Consider the following 15,728-nt stretch of genomic DNA (forward strand, 5'->3'; position numbering starts at 1 on the left):
GCGGGGGAGATTCCTCGCTGATTATTAGCTTGCATCAATTTGGATTTGGCAGTAAAATCGTTGCATCTTTTTATTGACGATAAATAATGTAAGCGTTATCATTAAGTTGTTAACAGTACATACAGAGGGGAGAATGTATATGTTAGTTCAAACTATATTCGGAATGGATAAGTCTAAAAAATTAGGGGACTATGTGAACGCATTACAAGCGCTTTGTGAACAATATAATGTTGAAACAGATAAAATTGCAATTATTGAGGCGACAGAAGAGTATTATTTATTTTTAGTAAAGCAAGAAGATTGCTATGATGTTGTCAAAGTAGAAACAGTTGATACAAATATTGAATATTATACGAAAGCGTATAAAATAAGCAGTTTTAATCATACTGCGTATCAAATGTAAAAAAACTCCCTTTCGGGAGTTTTTTTAGGATGCTTTTGCTTCGCTGGATTCGGTTAGTAGGGGAACTTTTTTCGCACCGCTTAGCTTAGCGATAGTAAGGCCGATAAGAGCTCCGGCTAATGCTGGTACTAGCCAGCCTATTCCTTCATTATATAAAGGGATAAATTCAAAATAGGGTGTGATAAATGAAACTGGAATACCGCCTTGTTTTAATCCGTCAAATACGCTCACAACTGCTGCCCCGAATAAAGCACCTACATAAACAGATCGATAACCGCCGAAATATTTATGTAGTAACGATAGGAGAACGAGTACAATCGCAATTGGATATACAACAAGTAGAATTGGAACAGAGATGGCGATAATTTTTGTTAAACCTAAGTTAGCAACTAGTAACCCTAATGCGCAAATGATACTCGCGAATGCTTTATATGAGAATGTAGTCAATAATGTTGCGAAATATTGACTGCATGCAGATACGAGTCCAACGCATGTCGTTAAGCAAGCGAGTGTAACGATAAGAGACAATAGAAGAAGACCATATGGACCGAATAGTTGTTGTACGATAACAGTAAGTAGCTGTCCACCATTTTTTGCGTATCCGAGAGAGACGCTAGTCGCACCGAGCCAGCCAAGTGCACCATATACAAGTACGAGTCCGGTAGCAGCAATAAATCCTGCTTTTGCTGTTGCAATGGCAATGGTTTTACGATCATTCACACCTTTAGAGCGAATGGCATTTACAACGATAATCCCAAATGCAAGTGCTGAAATAGTATCCATCGTTAAATATCCTTCCATAAAACCTTTGAAGATTGGGGAAGTTTGATATTCTTGCATTGCTTGTCCGGATTGTCCAAGTGGTGTAAATACACTTTTAACAAACAATAAGAAAATAGAGAGTAATAAAATAGGTGTTAATATATTTCCGATACGGTCAACAAGTTTAGATGGATTTAAACTAAGCCAAAATACGATAGCAAAGAAGATGACTGTGTATAAAAATAACGCTAGGCTACTAGAGCGAATTGTTTCTGGTAAGAAAGAACTAACACCCATTTCGTAGGCGACGTTAGCGACGCGCGGAATCCCCATAGATGGACCGATTGCAATATATACAACTACGGTAAAGAAAATTCCGAATAATGGGTGAACATGACTTGCAAGTTGTTGCATACCGTTTCCTGATAAAGAAATTGCAATAACAGTTAATAAAGGTAAGCCGACTCCTGTTAGTAAAAATCCAATCATTGCAGGCCAAAAGTTTTCACCTGCATTTTGTCCAAGCATGGGAGGGAAAATTAAATTACCTGCCCCAAAAAATAAAGAAAATAGCATAAGACCTGTGAAAAAAATATGTTTTTTTGATACAGTGTTCATTGTTTTTTTCCTCCTTTTTTAAAATTCATTTGTAAGAACACAAAAAACTCGCCCCTAAAGAAAGGGACGAGTTATATTTACCCGCGATACCACCCTAATTTATACATGTAGAAATAAATCTATATGTATACGGCTTTGCAACGTACAACATGATACGTGTTCCTTGTAACGGGGGACAGCCGGTAAGAACTTACTGTAACATTCGGTTCTACTTCTCGGAGATGATTTTCGGCTACGCACTGAACGTTGGCTTTCAGCAAATCGCCAACTCTCTGGGGAACAGTCCTATAACGTACTCGTTCTCGTCAATGAATTTTAGTTCAAGTATTCTGACAGTATTGTTGCATGTTTTTTTTTGAAAGTCAATATGTTTTTTGAAAGATATATTTATATGCGGAAATATCAAAGATGATATTTGTTATTGTGAAGGAAATGATGAAGTGTAAAACGGGGGTGAATAGTTGTAGAGAATTGTAAAATTTGTAGAGAAAGTTGATATTTATAGGAGTAAAGAAGGTATTAATAGAATTTACAGAGAATAATAAAACAATCCACTTGCTGGAAAGAACAAACCAAAAGAGGTGACTGAAATGCTTGCGATGGGAGTATTATTTGGCATTATTGCTATAATTGGTTTTATGTGGTTATATTATTCGCGTTCGTTTAAACAAGCAGAAGTTTTACTCTTTCAAAAAGGTAGTTTGTTGACAAATCAGTCTAGATATTTAGTATGTCCGAAGTGTGGGAGTGCACAGGCCAGAAGTGGAGGATATCAAGAGTGTTGCAAAATTAGATTATGAAAGAAGGAAGCCTCACATTCATTTGTGAGGCTTCCTTCCTTACAATTTCCTGCCGCTCCAAATTGTCCACCGATCTCTTTCAATAATAGGAGAGATGTTTTGTAATGCGATTTGGATATGATGTAGAAGTTGAGCAAGCTCATGATCTGTTAATTCGTATAGAATGGATCGTCCGGTTCGAGGAGATAAGTCTTGTAGTAATGCTTCTACAGAATCGTGTATTTTTCGTACTTCCCATTGTGTTTGCGAAGGGAACACGTGAAGAGAATGCTTTTGTAATTCTTGCTGTATAGTAGCAGTTTTTGGTCTTCTTTTTGATTCGATTTCAATGAGTTTTGGAAATACCGAGAAAAAATATCCGCGAATGTGTTCAGGGCTTCCTGGAATTGTACAATCTTCAATGGTTCGATCTTGTAAAATAAGTACACCGTTTTTCTTTAATATACGAGAAGCTTCACGTAAAAATGTAGGAATGTCTTGTAAATGATGAATAACTGCGCGCGAAATAACTATGTCGAATGTTTCATTAGGATATGGGATGCTATGTGCATCACCGTGAATGAATGAAATGTTTGGGAAGCCGCTACAATTTTCTTTTGCGGCTTGTAATATCTCTTTTGAAAAATCAAGTCCAACAACATTTTTGGCTCCCATAAAAGCAAGTTCTTTCGTGTAAATACCACCGCCGCAGCCTATGTCAATTATTTGTTTGTTTTGTATATCTGTAATGTTTTTTATCATTTCCTCCCAAGAAACATGGGCATTTCTAGTTGCATATGTGTACTTATTATTTGCATCATGAAAATTAATGGACATTGTAAAATCCTCCCTTCAGTGTATAGTATAGCTTATTTAATATGATCTCATGTTTTTGTTTCTTATATGAAGGTTATAAGGATTTCTTATTAGAAAAGAGGGATTGAGTTGAAAGTGAAGTATGTAATGGTTTTATGTGTGATTTTATTAGCATCGTGTGGTCAAGCAGAGCAAAAGAAAGAAACGAAACAAGTAGAGGAGACGGTGAATGAAGTGGAAGAAACAATAGGGATAACTGTTATACAAAAAAAACATAAAGAGAAAAAGTTACAGGAGTCAGAAGTTAAGGCCGTAATAGATATTATAAATAATGCGGAAAAACAAGAAATAACAGGTAGCTTTGGTGAACCTGAATATGAAATACAAATTAGTAGAGATGGGAAAAAAGAAACGTATTATGCATGGTTAAGAGGAGAAGATCGACGAGGGTGGCTACAATATAAGAAGGCTATGTACATGTTGAACGAAAAAGATACGGAAAAACTTTTGTCTATATTTCCAAAGATTCTAGAACAAAAAGAAGATGAGATACAGGTTGATCCTTTAACAGAAGTAACGAAAAAAGATTTGCAGATTACAGCGTTTCATATTAAGGCAGGGGATCAAAAAATGAATTATAAGGTACGTTATACAATTTCGCAATCACTTTACAACAAGTTAGCAAAGGAACAAGAATATTATTTGCAATTGATTTTCCCGGAAAAGGTTCAAAAATTAATTGGAGCAAAAGAGAGTGAAATGATTTCAGGTGAAAAAGTAAAGGAAGGATATAAACAGTATGAATTGAATGTTACTGTTCCGATGAAAGATGCTTCATTATCACAATTAAAAGCATTAGAAACATATTATGAAAATTATGATTTGAAAATATTAAATAATAAAAAAGAAAAAATAGGCGTTTTTCAAAATATCATTCAAATTGTTAAAGAGTATGGTGAAAAAATGGATTTACAAAGATAAAGTGAATAGGAAAGTCTATATGGACTTTCCTAGGAAATGATAATAGAGAGGGGAGAGAATCCCCTCTCTATTACTTTGCTTTTGCAGATGGCTCATTTATGGATTTTCGTGTAATAAGAAATGAAATCATAAGAGCGGATAGAATAATAAGAGCGATGAATAAGTGATTTGGCAACCAATCTAATAATAATAGGTAGCTAACGGTATAAAAAATAAGAGTTGAGGCTAAGAAAGAGAGAGCACCTATAATGAGAGACTGTAATTTCATTTGTATCTACCTCCTTTCATTTGTATTTTTGTCTAAAAATGGATGATATAAACATTATTTCTAAGAAAAGAAAAAAATGTGTCATAATAGAGAGTAGAATAAACTGAAATGGGTGCATATAGCTCATTTCAATAAGATAAAGGAGAGGGACATGAGAAATAATAAAAAAGGATTATGGGGAATTATTGTTGCAATAGGGTTGTTTTTACTATCTAAGCTAAAGTGGGTATTCGCAATCTTTAAATTAGCAAAGTTTTCAACTGTATTTAGTATGTTTCTATCACTTGGTGCATACGCAGTTATATATGGTTGGAAATTTGGAGTAGCACTTGTTTATTTGTTATTTGTTCATGAAATGGGTCATTTATGGGCGGCAAGAAGAAAAGGGATACCTACATCACCGGCAATCTTCATTCCATTTATGGGGGCTCTTATTGGAATGAAAGAGATGCCGAAAAACGCAAAAGATGAAGCGTATATTGCTTATATGGGGCCTCTTTTCGGATTACTTTCATTTTTACCAGCTATTCCACTTTATATGATCACAAAAGAGCCGTTTTGGGCACTTGTTATTTTGCTTGGAAGTATGATTAATTTCTTTAATTTAATTCCCGTTTCACCGCTAGATGGTGGCCGAATTATTTCAGTGGTAAGTACGAAAATTTGGGGAGCAGGGCTTGTTTTATTGCTAGGCTATTCAATTTACTTTAAAAGTATTTTGGGAGGATTTATTTTCATTATCGGCTGTATGGAACTATATAGAGTAATAAAGAGAGATGAGCCGATTAAAGAATTAGGTTATAGAATTGATGGAATGAAAGAATATGTTGCTAAGCTTGAAGAGGAACTAAAAGAAACTGGTGCTGTGCATCGGACTATATACATGATGCATCATGAGATGAATGTATTAAGACAAAGAGAGCATGAAAAAGAATTAAAAACAGGGGAACTTCAAAGAATGGAAGTGCTAGAGCATCTTTTTCCGAAGTTTGAGCCGCTAGATTATGTTCCATATGAGGATGAAAAAGACGAGTATACAATTCACATCAGAGAGGCATTTGAAGTAGCGGAAAGACAATTAAATGAATGGGAAAAAGAAAAAGTACAAAAAGAAAACTATTATAAAGTTGATGCGAAAACGAAATGGACAGTATTCGCTTGTTATATCGGATTAATAGCTATACTTGGTTATACAGCTTATGAAGGTTATATTGTTTTACAGGAGCATTTGCCGAGGCGAAATGTGTAGAAAAATAGTGTCGAAATGATAGGAAGAATTTAAACAGGAATTGTATTTCTACGAGCGAATGATACAAGTGAAACACTCTATTGTAATATTCATAGTAGAAAAGGAGTTCTGTATATGAGGAAATTGCTAAGTGTGTTCAGCATTATAATCGTGATGATCATTGCGAGTTATAGTCTTATGAAAGTGCTATTACATTATGCGAATAAGCCCGCTGGGGTAAATACAATAGCTCAAATAGAAGCGGTACAAGAAGAGACAAAAGTGCTTGATTTTATTCGTACGACACATGAAAGTTATAATAATTTCTTAAATTATGGTAAGGCAGAGAATTATACAGACGGGGACTGGAACTATTTAAAGAAATGGTTTCAAGAACAAGAATCATCTTTAAAAAACATACATACAGAAATAAAAAATGAAAAGATCAAACGTGATGTAAATAGAAGTTATGAAATTGTAAAAAAAGGTGTGGAGCTTCAAAATATTGAGTATGTAGTTTATGCCCATCGTGTATACCATGACTTAGATATTATCGTAAATAAATATAGAGGTGAAACGAATATCTGGGGGTATACAGAATTTGGAGATGGGAAATATATAAGGGGAATTGAACAAGCAATACAGTCCAAATAATAAGCTAGCTAGCATTCTAGTTGGCTTATTTTCTTTTTGTAAGTGCAATGTTCATATATTTTTCACAAAAACACCGTGTTAATAGTGATTAAAATCACAATGTGTATAATACAATTCAGTTAAACTAAAAACAGTTAAGGAAATAGAGGAGTGGGATACAATGTTAAGTGCAAAAACAATTGAAATCGTAAAATCAACAGTACCATTATTACAAGAAAAAGGCGTTGAAATTACAACGAGATTTTATCAAATTTTATTTGAGGAACATCCGGAGTTATTGAATATTTTCAACCACACGAATCAGAAAAAGGGAAGACAACAACAAGCGTTAGCAAATGCTGTTTATGCAGCTGCGATGTACATTGATAATTTAGAAGCAATTATTCCAGTTGTAAAACAAATTGGTCATAAGCATAGAAGTTTAGGTATTAAAGCGGAACATTATCCGATTGTGGGTACATGTTTACTACGAGCGATTAAAGAGGTCGCAGGTGCACCTGATGAAGTTTTAAATGCATGGGGAGAAGCGTATGGAGTGATTGCTGATGCATTCATTAGCATTGAAGCAGAGATGTATGAAGAGGCTGCACATAAAGAAGGTGGATGGAAAGATTTCCGAAACTTTGTAGTTGTTAAAAAAGTGAAAGAAAGTGACGTTATTACATCATTTTATTTAAAACCTGAAGATGGCGGGAAAGTTTCTTCATTCATCCCAGGACAATATGTAACAATTCAAATAAATATTAAAGGTGAAACATATACACATAATCGTCAATATAGCTTATCTGATGCTCCTGGAAAAGAATATTATCGTATTAGTGTAAAAAAAGAAGAAGGTGTAGATACACCAGGTGGTAAAGTATCTAATTACTTACATGATCATGTAGGGGAAGGAGATATTCTGCCAGTAAGTGCACCAGCGGGAGATTTCGTATTAAATATGGATTCAACATTACCAGTTGTACTAATTAGTGGTGGAGTAGGTATTACACCGATGATGAGTATGCTAAATACGCTAATTGAACAAGACTCAAAACGTAATGTATATTTTGTTCATGCAGCGATAAATAGTACTACACATGCGATGAAAGAACACGTTAAGGCAGTAGACAATGAATACGAACAAGTTAAAGCATACACTTGCTATTCTGCGCCGACTGAAAAAGATTTGGAAATGAAAAACTTTGATAAAGAAGGATTCATTGAAGGTGAATGGTTACAAACTATTATTCCGACAACTGAAGCAGAATTTTATTTCTGTGGTCCAGTGCCATTTATGAAGCATATAAATACTGCACTAATTGATTTAGGTGTGAAACAAGAGCATATTCATTATGAATTTTTTGGTCCAGCAGCAAGCTTACAATAGGCTGAGCTTGAATAAGCAAAAAACGAGGTATTATTTTACCTCGTTTTTAATTTGTTCTCTTAACAGCCGATTTACTGTTTCACGGCGTATACCTATCAGTTGACCAATTTCAGTTTGCGTTAATATTTCATATATAGGAATGTCACCTAAATATAGTGTGAACCACTCTTGTAAACGATGAAGACGTTCTTTCGGAGAGACAGTTGACAATTGGTCAATCCGCTGTTGCATCATTCTTAGTTTCGATTGTAATTGCATAGCGATGTCGGCATATGATTTAGGGTTTGCTTGAAGTCTATCGTACCATTCGCTACTAGTAATCGGTTCAACTTCTGTTTTTATTAAAGCAATAGCGGTACCGTGATATTCCTTCGGTGAAATTAAAGAATGGTGAGGTATCGTTTCACCTGGAACGATAATGTTGAATAGAAATGGTGTTCCGTCTTCTTCTAGCCGAACCACTTTTAATAAACCTGTTTTTATAAAATATAAAGGACCATCCTCGCCTTGACGGAATAGTACATCTCCTTTGTGTAGAATCAATGTTAGCCCCCCATTTAAACATTTCTAATTCTTCTATTTTAGCGTATATGTATAAAGATAATATGCTATTTGAACAGCAATTTCATTGACGAAATGTATGCTATTACAGTAGTATACTATTTAGTGTGTAATAGTACTAGCAATGAATACGCTGTAGGGGGTTTAGTATATTGTTAGATGCGATGAAGATGACGGATGTGAGAATACCAGCGAATGCTATCATTCATGTAGAAGAGATGAAAGGTGGAGTCGTTCTATCCGTTGAAATAGACGGCCAAATTATTTATACGATGGCCTATGATGAAGAAACAGATAGTTATGCTGAATTATATGATCGAAACGATAAGAGGGCGTGCCAAGTACATGAAGACTTTATGGGATGGTCACTTCTTCACTAAAAAGATGTCAATATGACATCTTTTTTTATTGAATCGATAGATTATACAAGGAAATGAAATAAAAGGATAAAATTTGTAATAAATGATTTTGCATTGTTAGCACTTTGTAACTGCATGCGAACTGTTTTTTCGCTATCATAAAGATAACAGTCGCAGCTATAGGAGTGATCAACTTGAAGAAGGTACATATTTCAAATTTTATGCTATTAAGTGTTTGTTTAGTTTTATTTGTTCTCCTAGGAGCTTTTTTATATTCATGTGTATAAAAAAACGCATTCTAGAAAGAACGCGTTATAAAAGTGAAGTAATGATTAATCTAGTTCCAAGAATTATTAATGTGATACGTAATAAATTAATTACGGCATTACCGCTTAATTTTGTATTAATATAAGCCCCGATTTTTCCGCCAATCCATGCACCAGGAATAAGAATTAATGCATAAGTCCAGCTAACATTTCCAAGAGAGATGTGAGTTGCAGAACTTACAATTGCTGATAAAAATACGATAAACATCGAAGTTGCCACAGCAATGTGTGCTGGGAATGCAAAAAGAAGCATCATCGCTGGAACAAGTAAGGCACCGCCACCAATTCCAAATAATCCAGATATAAACCCAACTATAAAGGCGATAAAGATAGCAAGAAACGGTGGGAATTGATAGTGTACAGTATTTCCTTTGTTATCTGTAAAAGACCGCTTAATGACAGACATATTTGATAAGGAAAGAGGTTTTAATTTGTCTCGTAGCATAAGAAGAATGGATACGAAAATAAGGAAAATCCCAAAATATAAAGAAAATGTATCTTGGTTTAAAAATTTATTTGCCCATGATCCGATAATACCACCAGGGCCACTCCCGATAAATAAAATAAGTCCACTTTTATAATCCACCCGTTTATGTTTCATATACGTAAGGGTAGAAGCCAGTCCTGTAAAAACGACTGTTACCATAGAAGTTCCTACTGCGAGTTGTGGTGATAAACTGTGTAATCCAATTAATAACGGAACGATAATAATTCCGCCCCCAAGCCCTACTAGGCTCCCAACGGTCCCAGCGATTAATCCGATGAAAAGTAACATGATGTATTCCAAAATTGCCAACTCCTCTATATAACTTATCCATCAATCATTATACACGCTTTTTAATAAGAAATAGGCTTGTTCACAAAAAAGTCGTCTTCCTAGAAAAATAAGGAAGACGACTTTTGATTAAAAGATTAAGTGTAATAAGTAGTAAAATAACGCAGCTAATGAAGCTGAAATAGGAAGTGTAATAACCCAAGTAATTAACATGCGTTTTGCAGTTCCCCATTTTACACCTTTCACACGATGAGAAGCACCAACCCCTAAAATAGAAGAAGAGATAACGTGCGTTGTACTAACTGGCAAGTGAATGAATGTTGCACCGAAAATAACAAGTGATGATGATAAATCAGCAGCTACACCATTTACAGGACGAATTTTCATAATTTGTCCACCGACAGTTTTAATAATTTTCCATCCACCGACAGAAGTACCAAGACCCATTGCAATTGCACAAGATAATTGTACCCAGAACGGGATGTCGCTAGAAGTATGATAGTTATTGGCCATAAGAGCCATCGTAATGATTCCCATTGCTTTTTGTGCATCATTTGTACCATGTGTATAAGCTTGTAATGCTGCAGTGAAAATCTGGAATATACGGAAGTTTTTATTCGTTTTCGTTAAGTTAAAGTTTTTAAAGACTACTTTAAAAATACTGTATACGATATAACCAATAACAAAAGCGATAATCGGTGAAATGATTAAAGCTTCAAGAATTTTAATGAATCCTTTAAGGTTTAATGAACTAATACCAGCAGCAGCAATAGCTGCACCTGCGATTGAGCCAATAATTGCATGCGAAGAACTACTTGGGATACCGTAGTACCAAGTAATTAAGTTCCAAGCTATCGCCGCAAGTAAAGCAGCTAAAATTACCAGAGAACCATTTTGTAAAGCAAATGGGTCAACAATATCTTTTGTAATCGTTTTTGCTACACCTGTAAATGTCATTGCACCTAAAAAGTTCATAATAGCTGCCATAATAATTGCATGTCTAGGCTTTAGAGCTTTCGTTGAAACAGCCGTTGCAATAGCGTTTGCTGTATCGTGAAATCCATTGATAAAGTCAAAAGCTAAAGCGCAAATGACTACTAAAACGGTCAGTATCAAGAGTGTATCCATGATCAAACTCCTTACGCGTTCTTCATAATAATTGTTTCTAATACGTTTGCAACGCTTTGGCAGCTATCAGCTACTTCTTCAAGCTCTTCGTAAATCTCTTTGTATTGAATAATCTTAATCGGATCTTTTTCACGAGAGAATAAGTGTTTAATCGCATGACGACGAATATCATCGCATTGTGATTCGTAATCCTTAATCTTAATCGCGTTCGTACGAATGTCGACCAACTTCTTTTTAGACAGTAGTTCAACAGAGTTTGCAATTTCAATTGCACATTGATTAATTGCTTCTACGAATTTAATCATGTATTCATCAGCTTCTGTAATAGAATACATTTCGAACAGACCAGCACTGTGATCTAATCCGTCTAATACATCATCCATACTCATTGCAAGTTGTAGGATGTCCTCACGTTCAATAGGAGTAATAAACGCTTTGTTTAGCTCCATAATGATTTCGTGAATAAATGAGTCACCTTTTGACTCATATTCTTTCATGCGCATAGAAAACTCTTTTAAATCGCTAGCATTTTTAATTTTATACTCCACGAAAAATTGCGCGCCTTCTTTTAAATTTTCAGAAACATTCATTAACATTTCAGAAAATTTATCTTTTTTTGATTTAAAGACCATTATTAGTTACCCCCACAAAAGTAATATATGTAAAATATATTGGCTAGTCAATTCTAACAAAAAACTGTCGTTTTTTAAAACATTTTATCGAAAAGTTTACAAAAACTTAACATAACTCTCATTGTTGTATTAATAATATTAATAATCGATATTGAATATCTTACTTGTAGAATGTCCTTTTCTTGCAAAAAGTATGAATGTGAAAGAAAAGCTTTACACTATAGGAAGGACTACGTTATTATAATAAATTTAAAAGGAGGTATATTCTTCCTTTTGAAAAGAAGAGTGTAAACAAACGAAGGAAGTGAACGAATGAAATTGAAGAACACTCACTTTAAAAAAACGCTTGAGTGGTTTAATAAGAGGAAGAAACTACGCAATTCATTAATTGTATTGGGCAGTTTACTCGTCACTCTATTTATTGCTATAAATATAATAATTTCCATTCAAGACATATCTGAATTAAAACAAGCTGTTCCGCAACCGACTTTAATTTACGATGCAAACAATGAAGTTGCGACTAAATTGGCTTCTTCCAAAACAGAAGGCGTAAAAAGGAAAGATATTCCTAACATTATGGTTCAGGCAATTGTTGCAGTAGAAGATAAGGAGTTTTTTAACCATCACGGTATTTACTATAGTGGAATTATAAGTGCGGTTTTTAAAAATATTACAGCAGGAGAAGTTGTAGCAGGGGGAAGTACAATTACACAACAACTTGCGAAAAATGTATTTTTGACACAAGACCGCACGTTCTCACGTAAAATAAAAGAATATTTTCTAACTAAAAAAATAGAACGTACTTATACAAAAGATGAAATTATTGAAATGTATATGAATCAAATTTATTTTGGTGAAGGGGCTTGGGGTATAAAAAGAGCAGCTAAATCTTATTTTGATAAAGATGTAAAAGATTTATCAATTTCAGAAGCTGCAACGATTGCGGGCTTGATTAAAGCGCCGTCTGCGTATTCGCCTTATAAAAACTTTAATAAATCAATTGAACGACGTAATGTCGTATTAAGTTTAATGAAAGAGCAAGGGTATATTTCTGAAGAACAGTACAATAAAGAAAAAGAGTCCGGTCTTGTATTAAAACGTGGTGTTGATGATAAATACAAAGGTAAATATTCTCAATATGTAGACTATATTGTTAGAGAAGCAATGGACAAGTACGAATTAACACAAAATGAGATTTTAGCAGGTGGTTATCGTATTTATACAGAGCTTGATTCGAAAAAACAACAAGCTGTAGAAGATGTTGTGAATAATGATAACTATTTTAAAGATAGTGGTTCAGATCAGCTCATGCAAACAGGAGTGGTCCTTGTGAATCCAAAAACTGGTGGTGTTCCAGCTTTAGTTGGAGGCAGAGGGCCGTATCAGTTTTTACAATTTAACCATGCTACTCAATTAAAAAGGCAACCAGGTTCAACGTTAAAGCCTCTTGCTGTATATGTACCAGCGTTAGAACAAGGGTATGAAGTATACGATATATTAAAAGATGAACCATTTAGTATTAAAGAATACGAACCGAAAAATAGTGATCTTACCTTCCATGGTAATGTGACAATGTATGAAGCGGTGGCAAAGTCGTATAATGTTTCAGCAGTTTGGCTGTTAGAACAAATAGGATTAGATAAAGGATTGAAATCTTTAGAGAGATTTGGTATTCCAATAGTGCCAGAAGATCGTACGTATCCGATTGCTTTAGGCGGAATGCATGTAGGTACATCTCCATTTGTAATGGCCCAAGCATATAGTACATTTGCAAATGATGGTGTTCAAGTGGAGGCTCATGCAATTAGAGAAATTCAAAACGCTGAAGGTGAAACGATTGGGAAATGGTATAAGAAAGAGACGCGGGTGACGAGTGAAAAAATTGCTCAGAAGATGACATATTTATTAAAAGGTGTTGTCGAAAAGGGAACAGGTGAAAAAGCGAAAGTTAATAATGTTGATACAGCGGGTAAGACAGGTACTACTCAAATTGTAAATGGTCCAAGCAATGGTGCAAAGGATTCATGGTTTGTTGGATATACGCCAGATTTAGTAGGTGCAATTTGGGTAGGATATGATAAAACAGATAGCGAGCATTATGTTCCAGGGGGGAGTCAAATTACGACGACGATGTTCCGGGATATCATGAAAAAAGCAAATGCAAATCCAGCTCAAAAAGCATTCCAGTTATCGCTAATACCAGAGGCTGACTACAAAAAACAATTGCAAACAATCGAAGAGGAAAAACGAAGAAAAGAAGAAGAGAAGAGAAGGAAAGAACAGGAACAACAAAGAAAACAAGAGCAGCAAGAGTGGTTTGATAAAGTGAAAGAGTGGATTCCATCACTTTGGTAAAAGAAGAAAGAGGCGAATAACGAAATCCGCCTCTTTTTCGTATGAAAAATAAAGTGAAACTTCAATCATTAAGGGATGTTTATTCACCGCTAATGATTAGCCCATACCAATTGGGAAATGATATTACTCGTTTAGTATAATGTTCGTACTGCCAGAGGATTGAGAATCATATGTGATAATGATTTTGCCTTTACTAGTAGGTTCGTAAGGTAATTCTTCTTCATAACTACCATTATTTTCATTATGGATAGAAAGCGTGATTTCATCAATTTCTTTATTTATATACTGATCTTTAATCGTTTCAGCAATTTGAAGTAGCGTTTCGTAACTAGAAGCTTTCGTAATAAGCATTCCTTTTATAACCTTTTTTTCATTATTTGCTGCATTGGAATAAGGGATGTTACTTTGTTTTGTATACAAAAGCTTGTATGGAACTGTTTTTCTCTCTGCTTTTGATATAGTGGAATATTTTAGAGTTAAAAAAAATCCTACACATAAAATAATGCATACCATAAGAGCAACCCAGATGCGTATCAGTGACATAACTCTCATTTTCATCCCTCTTTCATATCTTTGACTTCACTATTTATCATACAAAATGAGGATTAAGATAGAGTAAATTTGAGGTAAAGAAACGTAAAGAAGGAGCACTTATCCTCCCAAATAAGTGCTCCTTTCTATATAAAAAGAGAAATTTAATTTACAGTCAAATGATGCATATTATTATAAATACGCTTATTTAGTGAAAATTAGTAAATTCGGAAAACAGATAGTGTCGCTGTTGTATCACCTGTGTTAGGAATAGAAATAGTATTCGCTGTAGGTTGTACAGCGATTGTTGTACCAGCTTGTAAAGTAATGATTGTAGAGAAAGAAACAGCACTACCGATAACGTTAGTTGAAAAATTACGAGTAGGTGGTTGACCATTGAAGGAAATACCGAATCCAAACGGTGAAGAGCCTGGGAAAGTTGTAGACGCTGAGAAATTAATATCATATATGCCTGTTTCTAAAACTGTTAAAGTATCTGCAGTATCGTTGAAAGTGATATTATTTAATTCAAAAACTTGATTGAATTGGATGTTTGTTCCAGGAAATATAGTTTGTACGTTGGAGTTTCCGATGGACGCGATAGGTACAGGAATTGGAGTACACCCGCTGGACCAGTAGCACCTTGAGAGCCTGCTGGCCCTTGAGAGCCCGCCGGTCCTTGGGCACCAGAAGCCCCTTGAGTCCTACTAGCACCTCCTCCAAGGCAATCTGATCCGTATTGAACTAGGAATAGTTTGGATCTCTGTTATGAGTTTAACTAATTTGTCGATAGTACAACAATCTACTTTAAATAACTTAGCAAGCTTTGTAGCTCAACGTACAATGCTCCGCATGAGAAAGGTGTTGTTCTTAAAATAGTTAATAGATTAGCGATAATAGAACTTCCGATTTGTTTTTGTGCCGGAGATAAATCTAAGCAATTGAGGAACTTTTGTAGATTATTTAGGGCATCGATTAGATTATCTATATTATTTTGAGAAGGGGTTTGAAAGACAGCTTGAATAGCTTGACCAAGTGCTTGAAGAAGTCTAACGAATTCTGTAAGTTCGGACTTAGAGATGTTAATATGACTACAGGCTCTGACTTCGCAACAATCATTACCATAAAATACTTTTCCTTTATTTATATTGTTTATCTTTTCATTCCTTTCTTTCATAGAATC

At 34.7% G+C, this 15,728-nt stretch carries 16 protein-coding genes, 1 pseudogene and 1 other annotated feature; of the genes and pseudogenes, 8 read left to right on the forward strand and 9 right to left on the reverse strand.

Annotated elements, in window-relative coordinates; all coding sequences use genetic code 11:
* Nucleotides 1–64 precede the first annotated feature (64 nt).
* Nucleotides 65–403, forward strand: coding sequence for a DUF3922 domain-containing protein (locus JDS81_RS04520; protein WP_131202359.1), 339 nt, complete (start codon nucleotides 65–67; stop codon nucleotides 401–403).
* Nucleotides 404–427: 24 nt separating this feature from the next.
* Here JDS81_RS04520 and brnQ3 read toward each other — a convergent pair whose 3' ends face one another.
* Complete coding sequence (gene brnQ3, locus JDS81_RS04525; RefSeq protein WP_033661247.1) at nucleotides 428–1,783, reverse strand: branched-chain amino acid transport system II carrier protein BrnQ3; 1,356 nt, start codon at nucleotides 1,781–1,783, stop codon at nucleotides 428–430.
* Between the two features lie 59 nt (nucleotides 1,784–1,842).
* Nucleotides 1,843–2,101: a binding site (T-box leader), on the reverse strand.
* Between the two features lie 272 nt (nucleotides 2,102–2,373).
* Between brnQ3 and JDS81_RS04530 the strand changes: the two genes are divergently transcribed.
* Nucleotides 2,374–2,583: a hypothetical protein gene (locus JDS81_RS04530; RefSeq protein WP_000880630.1), complete on the forward strand. Its 210-nt coding sequence runs from the start codon at nucleotides 2,374–2,376 to the stop codon at nucleotides 2,581–2,583.
* A 39-nt stretch (nucleotides 2,584–2,622) separates the two neighbouring features.
* On the opposite strand, the gene JDS81_RS04535 is transcribed toward JDS81_RS04530, so the two are convergent.
* A complete protein-coding gene (locus JDS81_RS04535) occupies nucleotides 2,623–3,399 on the reverse strand; it encodes a class I SAM-dependent methyltransferase (RefSeq protein ID WP_000026265.1) in 777 nt (258 codons plus the stop codon).
* A 108-nt stretch (nucleotides 3,400–3,507) separates the two neighbouring features.
* Between JDS81_RS04535 and JDS81_RS04540 the strand changes: the two genes are divergently transcribed.
* Nucleotides 3,508–4,359 (forward strand): YhfM domain-containing protein, encoded by an 852-nt coding sequence (locus JDS81_RS04540; protein ID WP_000865657.1) that lies wholly within the window; start codon nucleotides 3,508–3,510, stop codon nucleotides 4,357–4,359.
* A gap of 70 nt (nucleotides 4,360–4,429) precedes the next feature.
* On the opposite strand, the gene JDS81_RS04545 is transcribed toward JDS81_RS04540, so the two are convergent.
* The gene (locus JDS81_RS04545; protein WP_000776283.1) at nucleotides 4,430–4,627 is read right to left on the reverse strand and encodes a hypothetical protein; all 198 of its coding nucleotides are present in this window, start codon (nucleotides 4,625–4,627) and stop codon (nucleotides 4,430–4,432) included.
* A gap of 151 nt (nucleotides 4,628–4,778) precedes the next feature.
* On the opposite strand from JDS81_RS04545, the gene JDS81_RS04550 reads away from it, so the two are divergent.
* From JDS81_RS04550 to hmpA, 3 genes are all read left to right on the forward strand, one after another.
* Nucleotides 4,779–5,876, forward strand: a complete 1,098-nt coding sequence (locus JDS81_RS04550; RefSeq protein WP_087949110.1) for a site-2 protease family protein — start codon at nucleotides 4,779–4,781, stop codon at nucleotides 5,874–5,876.
* Nucleotides 5,877–5,990: 114 nt separating this feature from the next.
* Nucleotides 5,991–6,509, forward strand: coding sequence for a hypothetical protein (locus JDS81_RS04555; protein WP_097954467.1), 519 nt, complete (start codon nucleotides 5,991–5,993; stop codon nucleotides 6,507–6,509).
* Between the two features lie 160 nt (nucleotides 6,510–6,669).
* Entirely contained in the window at nucleotides 6,670–7,878 is a 1,209-nt protein-coding gene (gene hmpA, locus JDS81_RS04560; RefSeq protein ID WP_097954468.1) for an NO-inducible flavohemoprotein, read from the forward strand.
* Between the two features lie 30 nt (nucleotides 7,879–7,908).
* Here the strand turns inward: hmpA and JDS81_RS04565 are convergent, their stop codons facing one another.
* Entirely contained in the window at nucleotides 7,909–8,421 is a 513-nt protein-coding gene (locus JDS81_RS04565) for a Crp/Fnr family transcriptional regulator (RefSeq protein WP_000600584.1), read from the reverse strand.
* A gap of 170 nt (nucleotides 8,422–8,591) precedes the next feature.
* Between JDS81_RS04565 and JDS81_RS04570 the strand changes: the two genes are divergently transcribed.
* Nucleotides 8,592–8,819, forward strand: coding sequence for a hypothetical protein (locus tag JDS81_RS04570; protein WP_000883006.1), 228 nt, complete (start codon nucleotides 8,592–8,594; stop codon nucleotides 8,817–8,819).
* Nucleotides 8,820–9,110: 291 nt separating this feature from the next.
* On the opposite strand, the gene JDS81_RS04575 is transcribed toward JDS81_RS04570, so the two are convergent.
* From JDS81_RS04575 to JDS81_RS04585, 3 genes are all read right to left on the reverse strand, one after another.
* A complete protein-coding gene (locus tag JDS81_RS04575) occupies nucleotides 9,111–9,911 on the reverse strand; it encodes a sulfite exporter TauE/SafE family protein (protein WP_000455752.1) in 801 nt (266 codons plus the stop codon).
* A 117-nt stretch (nucleotides 9,912–10,028) separates the two neighbouring features.
* Nucleotides 10,029–11,027 carry an inorganic phosphate transporter gene (locus tag JDS81_RS04580; RefSeq protein WP_000380277.1) on the reverse strand — a complete coding sequence of 333 codons (999 nt, stop codon included), beginning with the start codon at nucleotides 11,025–11,027 and terminating at the stop codon, nucleotides 10,029–10,031.
* Nucleotides 11,028–11,038: 11 nt separating this feature from the next.
* Entirely contained in the window at nucleotides 11,039–11,659 is a 621-nt protein-coding gene (locus JDS81_RS04585) for a DUF47 domain-containing protein (RefSeq protein ID WP_000231446.1), read from the reverse strand.
* A gap of 312 nt (nucleotides 11,660–11,971) precedes the next feature.
* Between JDS81_RS04585 and JDS81_RS04590 the strand changes: the two genes are divergently transcribed.
* On the forward strand, nucleotides 11,972–14,014 hold the full coding sequence (locus tag JDS81_RS04590; RefSeq protein ID WP_000769258.1) for a transglycosylase domain-containing protein: 2,043 nt from the start codon (nucleotides 11,972–11,974) through the stop codon (nucleotides 14,012–14,014).
* Between the two features lie 123 nt (nucleotides 14,015–14,137).
* Here JDS81_RS04590 and JDS81_RS04595 read toward each other — a convergent pair whose 3' ends face one another.
* Both JDS81_RS04595 and JDS81_RS04600 read right to left on the reverse strand, forming a co-directional pair.
* Nucleotides 14,138–14,566 carry a hypothetical protein gene (locus JDS81_RS04595; RefSeq protein ID WP_097954469.1) on the reverse strand — a complete coding sequence of 143 codons (429 nt, stop codon included), beginning with the start codon at nucleotides 14,564–14,566 and terminating at the stop codon, nucleotides 14,138–14,140.
* Nucleotides 14,567–14,763: 197 nt separating this feature from the next.
* Nucleotides 14,764–15,722, reverse strand: a pseudogene (locus JDS81_RS04600) (Gly-Xaa-Xaa repeat protein).
* Nucleotides 15,723–15,728 lie beyond the last annotated feature (6 nt).

The organism is Bacillus cereus group sp. N31 (genome assembly GCF_016483245.1).
Lineage (GTDB): Bacteria > Bacillota > Bacilli > Bacillales > Bacillaceae_G > Bacillus_A > Bacillus_A toyonensis.

Coding starts and splice junctions, on each gene's coding strand:
- brnQ3 (WP_033661247.1), bottom strand. CDS start 1,783: ATGAACACTGTATCAAAAAAACATATTTTTTTCACAGGTCTTATGCTA.
- JDS81_RS04530 (WP_000880630.1), top strand. CDS start 2,374: ATGCTTGCGATGGGAGTATTATTTGGCATTATTGCTATAATTGGTTTT.
- JDS81_RS04535 (WP_000026265.1), bottom strand. CDS start 3,399: ATGTCCATTAATTTTCATGATGCAAATAATAAGTACACATATGCAACT.
- JDS81_RS04545 (WP_000776283.1), bottom strand. CDS start 4,627: ATGAAATTACAGTCTCTCATTATAGGTGCTCTCTCTTTCTTAGCCTCA.
- JDS81_RS04550 (WP_087949110.1), top strand. CDS start 4,779: ATGAGAAATAATAAAAAAGGATTATGGGGAATTATTGTTGCAATAGGG.
- JDS81_RS04555 (WP_097954467.1), top strand. CDS start 5,991: ATGAGGAAATTGCTAAGTGTGTTCAGCATTATAATCGTGATGATCATT.
- hmpA (WP_097954468.1), top strand. CDS start 6,670: ATGTTAAGTGCAAAAACAATTGAAATCGTAAAATCAACAGTACCATTA.
- JDS81_RS04580 (WP_000380277.1), bottom strand. CDS start 11,027: ATGGATACACTCTTGATACTGACCGTTTTAGTAGTCATTTGCGCTTTA.
- JDS81_RS04585 (WP_000231446.1), bottom strand. CDS start 11,659: ATGGTCTTTAAATCAAAAAAAGATAAATTTTCTGAAATGTTAATGAAT.
- JDS81_RS04590 (WP_000769258.1), top strand. CDS start 11,972: ATGAAATTGAAGAACACTCACTTTAAAAAAACGCTTGAGTGGTTTAAT.
- JDS81_RS04595 (WP_097954469.1), bottom strand. CDS start 14,566: ATGAGAGTTATGTCACTGATACGCATCTGGGTTGCTCTTATGGTATGC.